15 protein-coding genes and 1 tRNA gene are annotated in these 17,860 nt (G+C 70.4%); 7 read left to right on the top strand and 9 right to left on the bottom strand.

Annotated elements, in window-relative coordinates:
- Positions 1–25: 25 nt before the first annotated feature.
- From tilS to dacB, 3 genes are read right to left on the bottom strand one after another with little or no spacing between them, the layout of a single operon-like run.
- The gene (gene tilS / locus G6N51_RS16855) at positions 26–1,000 is read right to left on the bottom strand and encodes a tRNA lysidine(34) synthetase TilS (RefSeq protein ID WP_083175940.1); all 975 of its coding nucleotides are present in this window, start codon (positions 998–1,000) and stop codon (positions 26–28) included.
- Positions 979–2,025 carry a zinc-dependent metalloprotease gene (locus tag G6N51_RS16860; protein WP_083175964.1) on the bottom strand — a complete coding sequence of 349 codons (1,047 nt, stop codon included), beginning with the start codon at positions 2,023–2,025 and terminating at the stop codon, positions 979–981. Before G6N51_RS16860 ends, tilS begins: the two co-directional genes overlap by 22 nt.
- A complete protein-coding gene (gene dacB, locus G6N51_RS16865) occupies positions 2,022–3,407 on the bottom strand; it encodes a D-alanyl-D-alanine carboxypeptidase/D-alanyl-D-alanine endopeptidase (RefSeq protein WP_142275251.1) in 1,386 nt (461 codons plus the stop codon). Before dacB ends, G6N51_RS16860 begins: the two co-directional genes overlap by 4 nt.
- Positions 3,408–3,514: 107 nt before the next feature.
- On the opposite strand from dacB, the gene G6N51_RS16870 reads away from it, so the two are divergent.
- Positions 3,515–4,003, top strand: coding sequence for an inorganic diphosphatase (locus tag G6N51_RS16870; protein WP_083175942.1), 489 nt, complete (start codon positions 3,515–3,517; stop codon positions 4,001–4,003).
- A 56-nt stretch (positions 4,004–4,059) separates the two neighbouring features.
- Positions 4,060–4,752, top strand: a complete 693-nt coding sequence (locus tag G6N51_RS16875; RefSeq protein WP_083175944.1) for a hypothetical protein — start codon at positions 4,060–4,062, stop codon at positions 4,750–4,752.
- On the opposite strand, the gene G6N51_RS16880 is transcribed toward G6N51_RS16875, so the two are convergent.
- On the bottom strand, positions 4,749–5,834 hold the full coding sequence (locus tag G6N51_RS16880) for a DUF475 domain-containing protein (protein WP_083175946.1): 1,086 nt from the start codon (positions 5,832–5,834) through the stop codon (positions 4,749–4,751). The two genes, G6N51_RS16875 and G6N51_RS16880, sit on opposite strands and share 4 nt — an antisense overlap.
- A gap of 91 nt (positions 5,835–5,925) precedes the next feature.
- Here G6N51_RS16880 and G6N51_RS16885 point away from each other — a divergent pair, with 91 nt between their 5' ends.
- From G6N51_RS16885 to G6N51_RS16895, 3 genes are read left to right on the top strand one after another with little or no spacing between them, the layout of a single operon-like run.
- Complete coding sequence (locus G6N51_RS16885; RefSeq protein WP_083175948.1) at positions 5,926–7,203, top strand: hypothetical protein; 1,278 nt, start codon at positions 5,926–5,928, stop codon at positions 7,201–7,203.
- 23 nt (positions 7,204–7,226) lie between these two features.
- Entirely contained in the window at positions 7,227–7,928 is a 702-nt protein-coding gene (locus G6N51_RS16890; protein WP_083175950.1) for a glycosyltransferase family 2 protein, read from the top strand.
- A 13-nt stretch (positions 7,929–7,941) separates the two neighbouring features.
- A complete protein-coding gene (locus G6N51_RS16895) occupies positions 7,942–8,286 on the top strand; it encodes a DUF2304 domain-containing protein (RefSeq protein ID WP_083175952.1) in 345 nt (114 codons plus the stop codon).
- On the opposite strand, the gene G6N51_RS16900 is transcribed toward G6N51_RS16895, so the two are convergent.
- Complete coding sequence (locus G6N51_RS16900; protein ID WP_163750732.1) at positions 8,283–9,227, bottom strand: NAD-dependent epimerase/dehydratase family protein; 945 nt, start codon at positions 9,225–9,227, stop codon at positions 8,283–8,285. The genes G6N51_RS16895 and G6N51_RS16900 overlap by 4 nt on opposite strands.
- Here G6N51_RS16900 and G6N51_RS16905 point away from each other — a divergent pair.
- The gene (locus G6N51_RS16905) at positions 9,193–11,001 is read left to right on the top strand and encodes a hypothetical protein (RefSeq protein WP_167528588.1); all 1,809 of its coding nucleotides are present in this window, start codon (positions 9,193–9,195) and stop codon (positions 10,999–11,001) included. The genes G6N51_RS16900 and G6N51_RS16905 overlap by 35 nt on opposite strands.
- Before the next feature lie 49 nt (positions 11,002–11,050).
- On the opposite strand, the gene G6N51_RS16910 is transcribed toward G6N51_RS16905, so the two are convergent.
- Together G6N51_RS16910 and G6N51_RS16915 are read right to left on the bottom strand one after the other, a co-directional pair.
- Positions 11,051–11,126, bottom strand: a tRNA-Thr gene (locus G6N51_RS16910).
- A gap of 54 nt (positions 11,127–11,180) precedes the next feature.
- Positions 11,181–12,389, bottom strand: a complete 1,209-nt coding sequence (locus G6N51_RS16915) for a DNA polymerase III subunit delta' (RefSeq protein ID WP_083175954.1) — start codon at positions 12,387–12,389, stop codon at positions 11,181–11,183.
- Positions 12,390–12,495: 106 nt separating this feature from the next.
- Here G6N51_RS16915 and G6N51_RS16920 point away from each other — a divergent pair, with 106 nt between their 5' ends.
- Positions 12,496–14,172 (top strand): adenylate/guanylate cyclase domain-containing protein, encoded by a 1,677-nt coding sequence (locus G6N51_RS16920; protein ID WP_232078560.1) that lies wholly within the window; start codon positions 12,496–12,498, stop codon positions 14,170–14,172.
- A gap of 6 nt (positions 14,173–14,178) precedes the next feature.
- On the opposite strand, the gene topA is transcribed toward G6N51_RS16920, so the two are convergent.
- Together topA and G6N51_RS16930 are read right to left on the bottom strand one after the other, a co-directional pair.
- On the bottom strand, positions 14,179–16,986 hold the full coding sequence (gene topA / locus G6N51_RS16925) for a type I DNA topoisomerase (protein ID WP_083175956.1): 2,808 nt from the start codon (positions 16,984–16,986) through the stop codon (positions 14,179–14,181).
- Between the two features lie 193 nt (positions 16,987–17,179).
- Entirely contained in the window at positions 17,180–17,770 is a 591-nt protein-coding gene (locus G6N51_RS16930; protein ID WP_083175958.1) for a hypothetical protein, read from the bottom strand.
- Positions 17,771–17,860: the final 90 nt, after the last annotated feature.

Raw genomic sequence — 17,860 nt, forward strand, 5'->3', positions numbered from 1 at the left:
ACCAACGGCGACCCCGGTATTGCGGCTATCGGTCGGGCTTTTCAACCGGTTCACGCCACAGGGTCAGCACGCCGTCGCGCCGCCCCGCGATCAGCCGCTCGTCGCGCAGGGCCGAACCGACCGCCACCCCGCCCTGCCCGCGCCAGGCCGTGACAAGCGCGTCGACACCGCGAATCTGCTTGTCGGTCAGGCCGGTTGCGCCGCCCGCCAGGAGCCAGCCGCGGATCACCCGGCGCCGCACCGGGGCAGGCATCCCGGCCAGGGCCTGGGTCTGCAGGCCCGCACCCGCCTTCGCCTCGGGCAACGCCTGGGCGGCGAGCGCGTCGATGAGCTCGGTGTCCTCGCGCAGCGCCGTCGCCGTGCGGGCCAGCGCCTCGGCCACCCCGCCGCCCAGCACATCCTCCAGCAGCGGCAGCACCTCGAGGCGCAGCCGGGTCCGGGTGAAGCGGCGGTCGGTGTTGTGCGGATCCTGCCACGCGGTCAGGCCCAGCTCGCGGCACGCGGCATGGGTCACGGCGCGCCGCACCCCCAACAGCGGCCGGCCCCACGGCGAGTCGTACGCCCGCATCCCGGCGATCGACCGCACGCCCGACCCGCGGCCCAGCCCGAGCAGCACGGTCTCCGCCTGGTCGTCGAGTGTGTGGGCCAGCAGCACCGGGCCGGCGTGGTACGCGCTCAAGGCGGCGTAGCGGGCGGCGCGGGCGGCGGCCTCGGGTCCGCCCTTGTTACCCACGTGCACCCGAACAACTTGCGCCGCAACACATCCCAGGCTGAGGGCCTGCGCTCGCGCGGCCTCCGCGACGGCGGCGGAATCGGGTTGCAGGCCGTGGTCGACGATCACCGCGGTGGTGGGCCGCAGCTGGGCAGCCACCGCGGTCAACGCCAGGGAATCCGGGCCACCCGACAGCGCCACGCACCACTGCTCGGCCGTGGCGACATGCGTCTTGATGAACTCCTCGACAGCCGCGCGCAGCTGCCCTACAGCACCCGGTCGATCCATCGCTGGGGTTCCTCGATCTCAGCGGGCACGGGCAGCGTCTCGGGCCCGGTCCAGATGGCGTTGAATCGCTCCATGCCGACCCGCCCCACCACGTGGTCGACGAACGCCTTGCCTCGCGTGTACTGGCTGAGCTTGGCGTCGAGGCCCAGCAGGGCCCGCACCAGCCGCTGCAGGGGCGGTTGCTTGCGGTTGCGGCGCTCGTCGAACCGGCGCCGGATGGTGGTCACCGACGGCACCACCATGGGCCCCACCGCATCCATCACGTGGTCGGCGTGGCCTTCCAGCAGCGTGCCGAGCACCAGCAGCCGATCGAGCGCCTGCCGCTGCGGCTCGGACTGCACCGCGCGCACCAGGCCGACGATTCCCGACGAGCCGCCGTCGGCCACTCCGTTGCCGCGGTTGCGGACGTAATCGGCGAGCCTGCTCGCCACCTGCGCGACGTCTTCTCCGGCGTCCCGCGTCAATACGGACAGCGTCCGGGACATGTGCTCGGACAACCACGGATTGGCGGTGAACTGCACCCGGTGGGTCACCTCGTGCAGGCAGACCCACAACCGGAAGTCCGAGGGCTCGACGCGCAGTTGCCGCTCGACGGCGATGACGTTCGGATACACCAGCAGCAGGCAGCCCTCTTTGGCGGCCGCGAACGGGTCGTACTGACCGAGGATTCCCGACGAGACGAACGCCAGCACCGCCCCGGTCTGCGCCCCGGTGACGCGGCCGGTGAAGAACCCCCGCGGCTTCTCGGCCCCGTTCATCATCACCCGCATCGACTCCGCCGCCGCGGCGATCCACTCCGGGCGGTCGACGATCCGGGCGGCGGGAACGACGCCGTCGGTCACCAGCCCGGTGACCTCACGAACGGGCGGTTCGGCCTTGGCGGCCGACCTGGTGAGCTCATCGATCACCTGGCGGCGGGTGTATTCGCTCGACGGTGGCCCCGGCCGGGCCAACCGCCGGCCGACGGTGGCGGCGAAGCCCCAGTCGACGGCGGTACCGAGTGTCAGCTCCGAGGACGCGCTCATGAGCACCCGCACGACCACAGCTTGGTGGCCAGCGCGTCCATCACGTTGCGGCCGTTGGGTCCGGCGGCGTTGGAGATGAAGGCGAACGTGAGCACCCGTCCGCTGCGGTCGGTGACCACCCCGGCCAGGGCGTTGACGGCGGTCAGCGATCCGGTCTTCGCACGCAGCCAGCCGGCCGGCCCCTGATTGGAGGCCGCGTCGGTGAAGCGGTCGCCCAACGTCCCACTGCCGGCGGCGATCGGCAGCAGATCCAGCAGCGCGCGCAGCGCCGGCTGGTCGGGTCCGGCCGCCGCCTGCAGCACGCCGTCGAGCGTCTTGGCGGTCAACCGGTCATCGACCGACAGCCCGCTGGAGTCCATCAGCGCGACGCCGCCCGTGTCGACGTGCGCGGTGCTCAGCCGGTTGGTCACCGCGTCGGCCGCGCCCGCGAAGCTGCGCGGCCGGTTGATTGCGGCCGCCACCTCGCGGGCGATGCATTCGGCCATCACGTTGTCGGAGTGGTCCATCATCTCGGACAGCCGCTCGACCAGCGGCGCCGACTGCACGACGGCCAGCTGCCGCGCCCCGGACGGAGCCGTCGCGATCGTCACCGCCGCCGGGTCCAGGCCCAGCGCCTTGGCCAGCTCCCGGCCGGCGTCGAGCGCCGGCGTCCGGGACCGCCGGGAGTTGACCGTGCTCGGCTGGATGCGCCCGGCGTCGATCATCACCGATTCGATCGGCGCGATGTCGCCGTTGTCGACGTCGGCGGGATCCCAGCCCTGCGCCATCGTCGGCCCGCTGAACGCCGAGGTGTCCACCTGCACCGCGGTCGGCGTCACGCCGCTGCGGCGGATCTGCTCGACGAGGTCACTGAGCCGGGCCGACCCGCGGTACCAGGTATCCACGCCGGGCGGTGCCGCCGACAGCACCGGGTCGCCGGCGCCGACGAGCACGACGGGCCCCTGCGCGTTCTGGCTGCCGGCCACCACCCGGGTGCTGATTCGGGCCTGCCGGTCCAGGGTCAGCAGGGCCGCGGCCGCCGTGAGCACCTTGTTGGTCGAGGCCGGCACGAGCGGCATGTCGTCGGCCACCTGCCAGAGCTCTTTGCCGGTGATGGCGTCGGTGACCCGGCCACCCAGCCTGCCCAGGTTCGGATCGGCAGCGATGGCCGACAGCGCCGCCGTAACCCCGGCGGGGCTGGGCGTCTCGGCGGTGTCGCTGACCGGGACCATTCCCGGCTTGACCGGCGGCGCGTGCGGAGGCGGTATGGGCGCGTGCGCATTGATGCCCCCATGCCCCGCGGAGGTGAAAAACGTCGCCGCCGCCACCACGGCGGCGACAAACGCCAGCACGGCCAACCCGACGAACACATGGGTGGATTTTTGCCAGCGAGTGAAACCCATCGCTCTCCTGACTCTCTGAAGCCATTCTGCCGAATCGGCCGGAATGCGCTCGACTAGGGTGTAACAGAGCAAAATTGACCTGCCTACCCAGAAAAGGAGCCGACGCGGTGGAATTCGACGTCACCATCGAGATCCTGAAAGGCCAGCGGAACAAGTACGAGGTCGACCACGAGACCGGACGGGTGCGGCTGGACCGTTACCTCTACACCTCGATGGGCTACCCGACGGACTACGGCTTCATCGAGGACACCCTCGGCGAAGACGGCGACCCGCTGGACGCGATGGTGCTGCTGCCGCAGTCGGTGTTCCCCGGCGTCATCGTCGAGGCGCGCCCGGTGGGCATGTTCCGGATGACCGACGAGAAGGGCGGCGACGACAAAGTCCTGTGCGTGCCGGCCGGCGACCACCGCTGGGACCACGTCCAGGACATCGCGGACGTCCCCGAGTTCGAGCTCGACGTCATCAAGCACTTCTTCGTGCACTACAAGGACCTGGAGCCGGGCAAGTTCGTCAAGGCCGCCGACTGGGTCGGCCGCGCGGAGGCCGAAGCGGAGGTGCAGCGCTCGGTGGAACGCTTCAAGGCGGGCGGGCACTGACCGCATTGACGCTCGCGGCGTAACCGCGCGCCGATTTCCGGTGGCATCCTGGCGAGGTGACCCCTGTGTGGCATTTCGCCGCCAACTTCTGGTGGCTGGTTTTTCCGCTGGGCGGTGCGATCGGCGGAGGGCTTCGGGCCATTGCCGCCGCGAACGAGCGGCGGGCCGAGCGCCGGCTGGAACGGTACCGGCTGAAGCAGCAAGCCAAGATCGCGGTGGCCGAGGCATCCGGCCGGGCGCGGACCAACGAGGGAACCGACCGGCGCGAGATCGCCAAACTCGTTGCGGCACATGACCGTACCGACGCCCGGTGGTTCGACTATGAAGTCGATATCGCGCGACTGCTGGACTTTCCGATGATGACCGACATGCGGGCTCCGCTGACCATCGCGTTCCATCGGGCGAAGCGGCACGCGGACCTGCTGCGGCCGGAACCGCCCGAGGGGCTCCTCGGCAACCGGGACGCGCTCGTGGAATACCGCGACGCCGTCCATGAGTACATCAGCGCCTTCGAGATCGCCGAGGCCGAGGCGATTCGCCGCCGTCGCAGCGACTTCTCGGCCGACGAGCAACAACGGATGGGGCGGGCCCAAAGCTTGTTGCATTTGGCGCAGGACGACGCGGCCACCCGCGAGGAGCGACAGAATGCCTACGCGCGGGCGAGCAAAGAACTGGACGGCTTGATCGTGCTGCCGGCCCCCGCGCGGGCCGGCATCGAACGGCGCATCGCCGGCCAGATCGAGGCCTAAACCGCCGACGACGCGGCGGCCTTGGCGTGGCGCCGATTGCGGAGCACGCTCCAGCCCAGCGCCGCCCCGATGAACACCACCCCCACCGACGCGGTGACCGGGTCGGGGACCTCGAATCGCGGTTCGATCGACACGAGCATGATCACCGCCAGCACCCCGATCGCCCAATGCGCGCCGTGCTCGAGGTACACGTAGCGGTCCAGCGCATCCTGCTTCACCAGGAAGATCGTGATGGACCGGACGAACATCGAGCCCACCAGTCCGAGTCCCAACGCGATGACGATTGGGTCCGAGGTGATCGCAAAGGCCCCGGTGACACCGTCGAACGAGAACGCGGCATCGAGGACCTCGAGATAAAGGAACAGCGTCAGGCCGGCCTTGCCGACCGCCTTGCCGGCCGACGCCGCCTCGAGGCCCGGGGGCCGAAACGCCCGGCTCAGGCCGTTGACGAGGAGATACGTCACCAGACCCAGCAGCCCGGCGGTCAGCACCGTCGCGCGCTCGTCGCCGGAGTGCGTCAACCGGGTGCCCACCAGGACCAGCGCGACGGCGGTCACCGCCACCGGCACCTGACCCAGCCGCCCGATGCGGGCGAATGGGATCTCGATCCACTTGAGCCACTTGATGTCTCGGTCGTGGAACACGAAGTCCAGAAAAAGCATCAACAAGAACGTCCCGCCGAACGCCGCGATCTGCGGATGCGCGGCGACGATCAGCTTTTCGTAGCTGGGCGAGCCGTCGGGAAATTCCAGCGCGCCGTGCGGCGGCGGATGGAGCGCCAGCTCCATCGCGCGAACGGGGTCGAGGCCCGCGGTGGCCCAGACGATGACCAGCGGAAAAATCAGCCGCATCCCGAACACGGCGACGAGTACCCCGACGGTCAGAAACATCTGCCGCCAGAACGGGCTCATCTGTTTCAGGATGGCGGCGTTGATGATGGCGTTGTCGAACGATAGCGAGATCTCGAGCAGCCCCAGGGCTAGCAGTAGAAGCAGCGCATTGAGCCCGCCGTGGGCGTACCCGAGCGCAAGGGCCGCCACGGTGAGCACCAGCGAGATCCCGAAGATGCGCAAGGCGGCCATGGATCCTTTCCGACAGCCGCTCACGATAGCGAACCCCGGTCGCCGCCGCAGGCGGGCGTCCACGGCCACCTACTATTTACAGATTGTGGCGATGCCCGAAGTCGGCGGTACCCAAGCCCCCACCGGCACCGGTCCGACCACGCGCGGCAGCGTGGCCCGGGTCGCCACCGCGACGGCCGTGACGGCCTTGTGCGGCTACGCGGTGATCTACCTGGCGGCCCGTGACCTGGCCCCGGGCGGCTTTTCGGTGTTCGGGGTGTTCTGGGGGGCGTTCGGCCTGGCCACCGGCGCCGCTTTCGGGATGATGCAGGAGACCACCCGGGAGGTGCGCTCGACCCGGCACCTCTCGGCGGCGTCGCCTGGCGCGGACCAACCGCGAACCCACCCGCTGCGGGTCGCGATGCTGGTCGGCGTGGGTGCGGCCGTCGCGATCGTAGGCAGCTCGCCGCTGTGGAGCGGGCGGGTGTTCGTCGAGGAACGCTGGCTGTCGGTGGCGCTGCTCAGCGTCGGGCTGGCCGGGTTCTGCGTGCACGCCACCTTGCTGGGCATGCTGGCCGGCACCGATCGGTGGACCGGGTACGGGGCGCTGATGGTGACCGACGCGGTCATCCGGGTGACGGTCGCCGCGGCCACCGTCGTGCTCGGCTGGCGCCTGGTCGGCTTCCTGTGGGCCACGGTCGCGGGCGCGGTCGCCTGGCTGATCATGCTGGTGGCCTCGCCGTCGGCGCGGGCCGCCGCCCGCCTGCTGACGCCCGGTGGCGCGGCGACCTTCCTGCGCGGGGCCGCCCATTCGATCACCGCCGCCGGCGCGAACGCGATCCTGGTGATGGGCTTTCCCGTCTTGTTGAAGCTGACCAGTAACGAGCTGGGGGCCGAAGGCGGGGTGATCATCCTCGCCGTGACGCTGACGCGGGCGCCGCTGCTGGTGCCGCTGATGGCCATGCAGGGCAACCTGATCGCGCATTTCGTCGACGCGCGCACCGACCGGGTTCGTGCCCTGATCGCCCCGGCCGGGATCGTCGGCGGCGTCGGCGCGGTGGGGGTGGTGGCGGCCGGGGTCGTGGGCCCGTGGCTGCTGCGGGTGGCCTTCGGGCCGCAGTACCAGGCCAGCGGTGCGCTGCTGGCCTGGTTGACCGCGGCCGCGGTGGCGATCGCCATGCTGACGCTGACCGGCACCGGCGCGGTAGCGGCGGCGCTTCACCGGGCGTACTCGCTGGGCTGGGTCGGCGCCACGGTGGCGTCGGGATTGTTGCTGCTGTTGCCGTTGCCCCTGCAGACGCGCACCGTGGTCGGCCTGTTGTGCGGCCCGTTGGTCGGAATCGCCGTTCATCTGGTGGCGCTGGCGCGCGCCGACCGCCTCACCGGCTGATCGCGTGTACCTTTTGGGCTTGAATGGACACTGCAGCCAAATACCCCGGCGCCTGGGTCGTCATCCCCGCCTTCAACGAAGCCACCGTCATCGGCGAGGTGGTCGCCGATGTGCGCTCGGTCTTCGACAATGTCGTCTGCGTGGATGACGGGAGCACCGACGGCACGGGCGAGATCGCCAGGAGCGCCGGCGCCCACCTGGTGCGCCACCCGATCAACCTGGGGCAGGGGGCGGCCATCCAGACCGGCGTCGAGTACGCCCGCAAACAGCCTGGGGCGCAGGTGTTCGCCACCTTCGACGGCGACGGGCAGCATCGGGTCAAGGACCTGGCGGCGATGGTCGACCGGCTCTGCGCCGAGGGCGTCGACGTCGTCATCGGGACCCGGTTCGGCGCGCACCGGGGCACCCGGCCGCCGTTCGTCAAGCGGGTGGTGCTGCAGACCGCCGCGCGGCTGAGCCGGCGCGGTCGCCGACTTGGCTTGACCGACACCAACAATGGGCTGCGGGTGTTCAACAAGAAGGTCGCCGACGGGCTGGACATCACCATGAGCGGCATGAGCCACGCCAACGAGTTCATCATGCTGATCGCCGAAAACCATTGGCGCGTCGTCGAACAACCGGTCGAGGTGCTCTACACCGATTACTCGAAGTCGAAGGGGCAGCCGCTGCTCAACGGCGTCAACATCATCTTCGACGGGTTCCTGCGAGGGAGGATTCCGAGATGAAAAGGACCGAAAGATGAACTGGATCCAGGTGCTGCTGATCGGCTCGATCGTCGCACTACTGGTGTACCTGCTGCGGTCCCGCAGGAACTCACGGTCCAAGGCGTGGGTCAAGGTCGGCTACGTCGTCTTCGTGCTGGCCGGTGTCTACGCCGTGCTGCGCCCCGACGACACCACGGTCGTGGCGAATTGGTTCGGGGTGCGCCGCGGCACCGACCTGATGCTCTACGCGCTGGTCATGGCGTTCTGCTTCACCACGCTCAGCACCTACATGCGGTTCAAGGACCTGGAGCTGCGCTACGCGCGCCTCGCCCGGGCGGTCGCCCTCGAGGGCGCCCAGGAGCCCGCCGAACCGCGCTAGACCGTCTGGGCGTTGCGGAAGTACTCGACCGTGCGGCGCACGCCGTCGTCGAGCCGGACCCGCGGCCGCCACCCCAAAACCCGTTCGGCCAAACCGATGTCGAGGCAGGACCGCCTCAGGTCGCCCAGGCGATCCGGATGAAACTCCGGGTCGTCGGGCCCCCCGACGGCCGCCGCCACCGCCGAATGCAGTTGCCGGTCCGACGTTTCGATGCCGGTGCCCACGTTGAAGCGCTGCCCGCCACCCGCCTCCCCGGCAGCTTTGACGAAGGCGTCCACCACGTCGTCGACGAACACGTAGTCGCGGGTCTTGCCGCCGTCGCCGAACACCTTGGTGGGCTTACCCGATAGCAGCGCCTGGGCGAAGATCGCGACCACGCCGGCCTCGCCGTGCGGGTCCTGGCGGGGGCCGTAGACGTTGGCCGGGGCGATGTGTGAGCAGTCCATTCCGTAGAGGTGGCGGAAGGTGTTCAGGTAGATCTCGCCGGCCACCTTTCCGGCGGCGTACGGCGAGGCCGGGTCGGTGGGCACGGTCTCCGGCGTCGGGTATTGCGTCGGGGTGCCGTAGATGGACCCGCCCGACGAGGTGTGCACGACCTTGCGCACCCCGGCCAGCCGCGCCGCCTCGGCGAGACGCACCGTGCCGACGACGTTGACCGAGGCGTCGAACTGCGGATCGGCCACCGAGTGCCGCACGTCGATCTGGGCCGCCAGGTGGAACACCACCTCGGGCCGGTGCTCGTCGAGGATGGCCCGCAGATCGGCGTCGACGATGTCCGCCTCGACGAACACGAACCCCGGATCGCCGGCCAGGTGTTCGATGTTGGTCGCGCGGCCGGTGGCGAAGTTGTCGAGCCCCACCACCGTGTGGCCGTCGGCCAGCAGACGGTCGACTAGCGTCGACCCGATGAATCCGGCTGCCCCGGTGACCAGTACGCGCACCGGCCCACCATACATAGTGGCCGCGGCCGTCGCGCTGATCGCCATTGCGCTGGGAATTCGCGCGACGCTGGCGTTCGGGGGCTACTTCTACTGGGACGACCTGATCCTCATCGGCAAGGCCGGCACCCACAACCTGCTCTCGCCGGCGTACCTGTTCGACGACCACGACGGCCACGTCATGCCGGGCGCCTTCCTGCTCGGCGGCGCCATCGTCCGGCTGGCTCCCCTGAATTGGACCTGGCCGGCGATCAGCCTGGTGGTGCTGCAGCTGCTGGCCTCGCTGGCGCTGCTGCGCGCCCTGTACGTCATCCTCGGCTGGCGGCCGGTGCTGCTGGTCCCGCTGACGTTCGCGCTGTTCACGCCGCTGGCCGTGCCGGGGTTCGCGTGGTGGGCCGCGGCGCTGAACTCGCTGCCCATGCTGGCCGCGCTGGCCTGGGTGTGCGCCGACGCCGTCCTGTTGGTGCGGACCGGCGACCGGCGCTACGCGGTCACCGGGACGCTGGTCTATCTCGGCGGGCTGCTGTTCTTCGAGAAGGCGGCGGTCATCCCGTTCGTCGCCTTCGCGGTGGCGGCGCTGCTGCGCCACGTCCAGGGTGACCGAGCGGCGCTGGCGACGGTGTGGCGGGCGGGTGTGCGGCTGTGGGTCGCGACGCTCGTGTTGACCGTCGGCTGGATCGCGCTCTATCTGGCCGTGGTGAATCAGCGGCGGTGGAGTTCCGACCTGGCGATGACGTCCGAGCTGCTGGTGCGGTCGGTCACGCACGGCATCGTCCCGGGGCTGGCCGGCGGCCCGTGGCACTGGGACCGGTGGGCGCCGGCCTCGCCGTGGGCGACGCCCCCGCCGTCGGTGATGGCCCTCGGCTGGCTGGCGCTGGCCGGCGCGCTGGTGGTGTCGCTGCTGCGCAAGCAGCGCGTCGGGGCGGTGTGGCTGACGGCGGCCGGGTACGCCGTCGCCTGCCAGGTGCCGATCTATCTCATGCGCTCGTCGAAGCAGACCGCGCTGGAACTCGCCCAAACCCTGCGCTATTTTCCGGATCTCGTCTTCGTGCTGGCGCTGCTGGCCGCCGTCGCGTTCTGCGCGCCGAACCGGCCGGCCGGGCCGAGCTGGCTGGACGCCTCGCCCAGACGCACCGCGGTGACGCTGGCTGTGGCGGCGCTGTTCGTGGCCAGCAGCCTCTACTCGACGGCGACGTTTCTGACCAGCTGGCAGGACAACCCGGCCCAGCGCTATCTACAGAACGCCCAGGCCGATCTGGCCGCGGCGCACGCGGCGTCGACGGCGCCGCTGCTGGACCAGGAGGTCGACCCGCTGGTGCTGCAACGGGTGGCGGCGCCGGAGAATTTGGCCAGCCACATGTTTGCCCTGCTGCGGGACAGGCCCGAATTCGCCCCGGCCACAACGCAATTGCGGATGTTGGACAGCTCCGGTCACCTGGTCAAGGCGCGGGTGACCTGGGTGCGGACCATCGTGCCGGGGCCGATGCCGCAGTGCGGTTATTTCGCGCAGCCGGACAAGCCGGCGCGCCTGGTCCTCGACGGGCCGCTGCTGCCCGCCGACTGGAGCGTCGAACTCAACTACCTGGCCAACAGCGAGGGAACGATGACGCTGTCGATGACGCAGGGACCCGGCGTCAAGGTGCCGGTGCACCCGGGGCTCAACCGGGTCTTCGCCCGGCTGCCCGGGGCCGGGGACGCGATCACCGTGCGCGCCAACACGACCGCGCTGGCGTTGTGCCTCGCGTCGGGTCCGGTGGGTTTCCTGGCGCCGGCCTGACCCCCCGCCGAGTGTGCGGCCGGCTCCGCACTCGGCGAAGAGAAAGATGTGGAGCCGCCTGGGGGAATCGAACCCCCGACCTATTCATTACGAGTGAATCGCTCTACCGACTGAGCTAAGGCGGCGCACCCTCATGCCGGGCGGCACGAGTCTACGGCAGCGGACGGGACACGACGAAATCAATCGCGCAGTTCTTGGCCAAAGGTGGCCACCATGGCGTCCACGGCGAATTTGGGCTTGACGTTCATCGCCAACGCCTCGCGGCACTGAAGGACCGCCTCGATGCAGCGCAGCAGGCGCGGCGGCGGGGCATGGGCGGCCAGGGCCGCCACCCGGTCGGCCATGTCGGGATGGTTCGGCCGCACCGACCCCGCGCCCGCCGAGACCATGAGCGCGTCGCGGAAATAGGTCGCCAGGTCGATCAGCGCCCGGTCCAGGGCGTCGCGCGAGGCCCGCGTCTGACGCGACTTCTGCCGCCGTTCGAGGTCTTTCATCGCGCCCGTGGCACCGCGCATTGCCCCGGCGGTGCCCTTGCCGGTGCCACCGGCGCCCAGCGCCGTCCGCAGCTCCTCGGTCTCGGCCTCGGCACGGTCCGCGGTGAGCACCACGGCCTCCGCTTCGGCCGCGGCCACCAGTTCCTCGGCGGCGGCATAGGCCCGCGACGGCGTCGCGGCGTCCCGCACCAGCGCCAGCGCCCGCTCGCGGCGCGCGCGGGCCTCGGCATCGGTCGCCAGCCGCCGCGCCCGGCCCACGTGGCCGCCGCTGACCGACGCCGCCCAGTTCGCGGTCTCGGGGGTCAGGCCGTCGCTGTCGATCAGCACGCGCGCGATCGCCTCCGTGGGCGGGGTGACCAGCGCGACGTGCCGGCAGCGCGACCGCAACGTGATGGAGATGTCCTCCGGGTCCACCGACGGCGCGCACAACAGGAACACCGTCGACGGCGGCGGCTCCTCCACGACCTTCAGCAGCGCGTTGGCGGCGCCTTCGGTCAGCCGGTCGGCGTCCTCGATGACCACGATCTGCCGGTGCCCGGTGGCCGGGCGCCGGGATGCGATCTGCACGATGCCCCGCATCTCGTCGACCCCGATGGACAGCCCTTCGGGGATCACGCGGCGCACGTCGGCATGGGTACCGGCCATCGTCGTCGTGCACGCCCGGCATTGCCCGCAGCCGGGTTCCCCGTCGGAGGTGCACTGCAGCGCGGCCGCGAAGCACAGCGCCGCGACCGAACGCCCCGAGCCCGGGGGACCCGTGATCAGCCACGCATGTGTCATAGTCCCGCGGTCCGCATCGCTGTGAACCAGGTCACCGCGGGCCGCCCTGGCTGCGGCGAGCAATTCGGCGGTCACCACGTCCTGGCCTACCAGCCGCGTAAACACCCCGGACATCACCGGTAACAGTAACCACCATCGCCGACAGATACCGATCGGCCACCGTATCGCGACAATGCCGTGACATTTCGTCGCTTTTCGGCCCGGATCGGGGCGGCCGGAGATCGTTGTAAGTTTCCGACAAGTCCCTGCCGACCGATACGGTGGGATCGTGGCAACACCGGGAGCACTGCCCGGGCGGATCAGCGCATTCGTCCGGTGGGTGGTGCGTACCCCGTGGCCGCTGTTCTCGCTGAGCATGCTGCAGGCCGACATCATCGGCGCCCTGTTCGTGCTCGGCTTCCTGCGCTACGCGCTGCCCCCCGAGGATCGCATCCAGCTGCAGGATCTGCCGGTCCTCAACCTCGCCGTCTTCGGGACGGCCCTGGTGGTGTTGTTCCTGGCCGGCTGGATGGTGAACCTGAAGCTGCTGATGCCGGTCTTCCGCTGGCAGCGCCGCGACAACCTGCTCGCCGAGGCCGACCCGGCCGCCACCGAGCTGGCCCGCAGCCGTGCCCTGCGAATGCCGTTCTACCGGACGCTCATCAGCATGGCCGCCTGGTGCATCGGCGGCGTGGTGTTCATCATCGCCAGCTGGTCGGTGGCCCGGTTCGCCGCGCCCGTCGTGGCCGTCTCCACCGCGCTCGGCGCCGCGGCGACCGCGATCATCGGCTACCTGCAGTCCGAGCGGGTGCTGCGGCCGGTGGCCGTGGCGGCCCTGCGCAGCGGCGTGCCCGAGAACGTGAAGGCGCCCGGCGTGATCCTGCGGCAGATCCTGACGTGGATGCTGTCCACCGCCGTCCCGGTGCTGGCCATCGTGCTCGCGGTGATGGCGGACAAGGCGTCCCTGCTGCACGCCACGCCGGAGAAGCTGTTCACCCCCATCCTGTTGCTGGCGCTGGCGGCGCTGGGCATCGGCTTCGTGAGCACCCTGCTGGTGGCCATGTCGATCGCCGACCCGCTGCGCCAGCTGCGCTGGGCACTGTCGGAGGTGCAGCGCGGAAACTACAACGCGCACATGCAGATCTACGACGCCAGCGAGCTGGGCCTGCTGCAGGCCGGCTTCAACGACATGGTGCGCGACCTGTCGGAGCGGCAGCGGCTGCGTGACCTGTTCGGTCGCTACGTCGGCGAGGACGTCGCCCGCCGGGCGCTGGAGCGCGGCACCGAGTTGGGCGGTCAGGAGCGCCACGTCGCGGTCCTGTTCGTCGACCTGGTCGGCTCGACCAAGCTCGCCGCGACGCGGCCGCCCGCCGAGGTGGTCCTCCTGCTCAACGAGTTCTTCCGGGTGGTGGTCGAAACCGTCGGCAAGCACGGCGGTTTCGTGAACAAGTTCCAGGGCGACGCCGCGCTGGCGATCTTCGGCGCGCCGATCGAACACCCCGACGCTTCGGGCGGCGCGCTCGCCGCCGCCCGCGAACTGCACGACGAGCTCCTGCCGGTGATCGGGTCGGCGGAGTTCGGGATCGGGGTGTCGGCGGGCCGGGCCATCGCCGGGCACATCGGCGCGCAGGCCCGCTTCGAGTACACGGTGATCGGCGACCCGGTCAACGAGGCCGCCCGGCTCACCGAGCTGGCCAAGCTCGAGCCCGGCCACGTGCTGGCGTCGGCGATCGCGGTCAGCGGCGCACTGGACGCCGAGGCCCTGTGCTGGGACGTGGGCGAGGTGGTCGAGCTGCGCGGGCGCACCGCCCCCACTCAGCTCGCGCGGCCGGTGAAACTGGCGGGATCCCAGGAGTCCCAACCCGTCCGGCCCGTCCGCGAGAATGTGCACAGCGAGGCCATCGGCCCCGGTTTCTAGGCCGGCCTAGGTGCGCTTGGCGGCCCGTTTGGCCGGGGCCTTCTTGCGCGCCGCCTTCTTCGCCGGACGCTTCACCGGACCGCGCGCCCGCCGGTCGGCCAACAGTTCGGCGGCTCGCTCGTCGGTGATCGACAGCACGTCGTCGCCCTTGCGCAGGCTCGCGTTCGTCTCGCCATCGGTGACGTAGGGGCCGAACCGGCCGTCCTTGATCACCATCGGCTTACCTGTCGCGGGATCGGCGCCCAGCTCACGCAACGGCGGCGCGGCGGCGGCCTGCCGGCCGCGCCGCTTGGGCTCGGCGTAGATCTTCAGCGCCTCGTCGAGCGTGATCTCGAAGATCTGGTCTTCGGTGGCCAGCGAGCGAGAGTCGGTGCCGCGCTTCAGGTATGGGCCGTAGCGGCCGTTCTGCGCGGTGATCTCCTCGCCAGTCTGCGGGTCCACGCCGACCACCCGGGGCAGCGACAGGAGCTTCAGGGCGTCCTCGAGGGTGACGGTCTGCAGGTCCATGCTGCGCAGCAGCGAGCCGGTGCGCGGCTTGGGACCGGTGGGCTTCTTGCCCTTCTTGGCCGGGGCGCCGCCCTCGGCATCACCCGGGCCCTCCTCGGGCGGCGCGGGCAGGATCTCGGTCACGTACGGGCCGTATCGGCCGTCCTTGGCGACGATCTCGTGACCCGTCTGCGGGTCGACACCCAACGAGCGCCCCTCCTGCGGCGTGGCGAACAGCTGCTCGGCCACCTCCAGCGTCAGCTCGTCGGGCGTCAGCGAGTCGCTGAGGTTGGCGCGCTGCGGCGTCGGTTCGCCGTCGTCGCCCGTGACCATGCGTTCCAGGTACGGCCCGTTCTTGCCCACCCGGACGTACACCGGCCTACCCTGCTCGTCGTCAAAAAGCTTGATGGAGTTGACTTCTCGGGCATCGATACCTTCGAGGTTGACGCCGACGAGCTTCTTGAGGCCGCCGGAGCGCGCAACCGAATCGGCCACCCCGTGGTCGCCGCCGAAGTAGAAGCGGTTGAGCCAGTCGGTCCGCCGCTCCTGACCCGAGGCGATCGCGTCCAGCTCGTCCTCCATCGCGGCGGTGAAGCCGTAATCGACGAGCCGGCCGAAATGCTGCTCCAGCAAACCGGTTACGGCAAACGCGACCCAGGACGGCACCAGGGCGCTGCCCTTCTTGTGCACGTAGCCGCGGTCCTGGATGGTCTTGATGATCGACGAGTACGTCGACGGACGGCCGATGCCCAGCTCCTCGAGCGCCTTCACCAGCGACGCCTCGGTGTAGCGCGCCGGCGGGTTGGTGGCGTGGCCGTCGGGGGTGAGGTCGATGGCGTCCAGCCGCTGCCCCTGTGTCAGCTGCGGCAGCCGGCTCTCGGCGTCGTCGGCCTCGCCGCCGGCCAATTCGTCGACGGTCTCCACGTAGGCCTTCAAGAAGCCGGCGAACGTGATCGTGCGACCGCTCGCGGAGAACACCACGTCCCGCTCCCCCGACCTACCGGCGATCCGCAGGCTCAGCGTCGTGCCGCGCGCGTCGGCCATCTGCGAGGCCACGGTGCGCTGCCAGATCAGCTCGTAGAGCCGGAATTCGTCGCCGTCGAGCTCGCGGCGCACCGCGTCCGGGGTGGCGAACGTCTCGCCGGCGGGCCGGATGGCTTCGTGCGCCTCCTGGGCGTTCTTCACCTTGCGGGTGTACTGGCGGGGCGAAGGCGAGACGTACTCCTCGCCGTAGAGCTGGCGCGCCTGGGTGCGCGCGGCGTTGATGGCCGACTGCGACAGCGTGGTCGAGTCGGTACGCATATATGTGATGTAGCCGTTCTCGTAGAGCCGCTGGGCGATGCTCATGGTGCGCTCCGACGAGAACCGCAGCTTGCGGCCGGCCTCCTGCTGCAGCGTCGACGTCATGAACGGCGCGTAGGGCCGGCGGGTGTACGGCTTCTCCTCCACCGAGGCGACCGAGAGCTGGGCGCCGCGCAGCCCGGTGGCCAGCTCGGTCGCCCTGGCCTCGTCCAGCACGGTCACCTCGTCGGCCCTGCGCAGCTGGCCCAGCGAGTCGAAGTCACGGCCGGTGGCCACGCGCAGCCCGTCGACGGAGCTCAGCCGGGCGGTGAAGGTGGGCGGGGCGGCCTGCGGGTCGGACACGCTGGCGTCCAGACGAGCCAGGATGTCCCAGTAGGAGGCGCTGCGGAACGCCATGCGGTCGCGTTCCCGTTGCACGATGATGCGGGTGGCCACCGACTGCACCCGGCCCGCCGACAGCTTCGGCGCGACCTTCTTCCACAGCACCGGGCTGACCTCGTAGCCGTACAGCCGGTCCAGGATGCGCCGGGTTTCCTGCGCGTCGACCAGGTCGATGTCCAGGTCACGGGGATTCTCGGCGGCCTCGAGGATGGCCGGCTCGGTGATCTCGTGGAACACCATCCGCTTGACCGGGATGTTCGGCTTCAGGGTTTCCAGCAGGTGCCAGGCGATGGCTTCGCCCTCGCGGTCACCATCCGTGGCCAGGTAGAGCTCGTCGACGCCCTTCAGCAGGCCCTTGAGTTCGCTGACGGTGCTCTTCTTCTCCGGGCTGATGATGTACAGCGGTTCGAAGTCGTGGTCGACGTTGACCCCGAGCCGCGCCCACGGCTCCGACTTGTATTTGGCCGGCACGTCGGCCGCGGCGCGGGGCAGGTCGCGGATGTGGCCGCGCGAGGATTCGACGATGTAGTTGGAGCCCAGGTAGCCGGCCAATTTGCGCGCCTTGGTGGGCGACTCGACGATGACGAGTCGCCTACGGCTCCCAGCCCGGCCGCTTTCGCGGTCCTTGAGATTTGGGTCGGCCAACTACGCTTACGCTCCATCCTTGATTCCCGGCCCCCTGCGAGGCCACCCCGCAGAAGAATGACAGGCCGGCGTCAAAAATTCCGTGGAAATTCAGATACGCCGGCGTTCCTTCGCCCTCGGGCACCTGACAATTTCGCACCATTGGGCGCGCCTGCGCAAACCGGCCGCGCGATACGCAAATCGTTTTACGCGGTTATACCCGCGGCCACACCGATGCGACGTCAACGCCCTCGGGGGCTTCGCCCACGTTCTCTACCAGGCGCGATAGCCGCCGGCGGCCGCTGATCCGCAGCGCAGGACGGCCGCCGCGGGTGCCGATCAACGTGGGGGCAATTCCGACCCGCATCAAAGCCGACGCCAGCGGGGAATGGGTGTCGGGCGCGTGGGGATCGAGCCCAAGCAGGTAATGGTCGCCCTCGGGGTGACCGGCCGCCAGCGTCCACGCCCGCAATTCGCGCGGCCCGGGCAGCCACCGCGGCGGCACCGTCTTGACCGCCCCGCGCGTCCAGGCGGCGGCCAAGCTCACCAACGATGCGGTGACCGCCGTCCGCACCAGCGGGGTGTCCTCGTCGGTGCGGGAAATCTCGGGCACCAGCCCCGCCTCGCGGATCATCTCGGCCAGCGCGCCCGCGCGCCAAGCCTGATCCACCACCACCGAGAGCCGCGCGCCCTGGGACTCCGGACCGCCGACCATGACGATCTGACCGGAAGCCGCCAGCACCCCGGAGAGATCGGCGACCGCGGGCGGCACCGACTCCGCTGTGAAGAAGGAAAGCTGGCTCACGCCACCGACAGTAGGCCAGGTCCACCATCCGCGTCTTGAGGTAACCGGCGCGGCGCTGGTTTCGCGGGCCGGCCCGAACGAAAACCCCCC

Origin of the sequence: Mycobacterium paraseoulense, from assembly GCF_010731655.1 — a bacterium.
Classification (GTDB): Bacteria; Actinomycetota; Actinomycetes; order Mycobacteriales; family Mycobacteriaceae; genus Mycobacterium; species Mycobacterium paraseoulense.

What these genes read in the sequence shown, in the direction of transcription:
- G6N51_RS16885 (WP_083175948.1), top strand. Translation starts at nt 5,926, where the DNA reads ATGCCCGAAGTCGGCGGTACCCAAGCCCCCACCGGCACCGGTCCGACC.
- G6N51_RS16905 (WP_167528588.1), top strand. Translation starts at nt 9,193, where the DNA reads ATGAATCCGGCTGCCCCGGTGACCAGTACGCGCACCGGCCCACCATAC.
- G6N51_RS16880 (WP_083175946.1), bottom strand. Translation starts at nt 5,834, where the DNA reads ATGGCCGCCTTGCGCATCTTCGGGATCTCGCTGGTGCTCACCGTGGCG.
- G6N51_RS16915 (WP_083175954.1), bottom strand. Translation starts at nt 12,389, where the DNA reads ATGTCCGGGGTGTTTACGCGGCTGGTAGGCCAGGACGTGGTGACCGCC.
- G6N51_RS16895 (WP_083175952.1), top strand. Translation starts at nt 7,942, where the DNA reads ATGAACTGGATCCAGGTGCTGCTGATCGGCTCGATCGTCGCACTACTG.
- G6N51_RS16860 (WP_083175964.1), bottom strand. Translation starts at nt 2,025, where the DNA reads ATGAGCGCGTCCTCGGAGCTGACACTCGGTACCGCCGTCGACTGGGGC.
- G6N51_RS16890 (WP_083175950.1), top strand. Translation starts at nt 7,227, where the DNA reads ATGGACACTGCAGCCAAATACCCCGGCGCCTGGGTCGTCATCCCCGCC.
- dacB (WP_142275251.1), bottom strand. Translation starts at nt 3,407, where the DNA reads ATGGGTTTCACTCGCTGGCAAAAATCCACCCATGTGTTCGTCGGGTTG.
- tilS (WP_083175940.1), bottom strand. Translation starts at nt 1,000, where the DNA reads ATGGATCGACCGGGTGCTGTAGGGCAGCTGCGCGCGGCTGTCGAGGAG.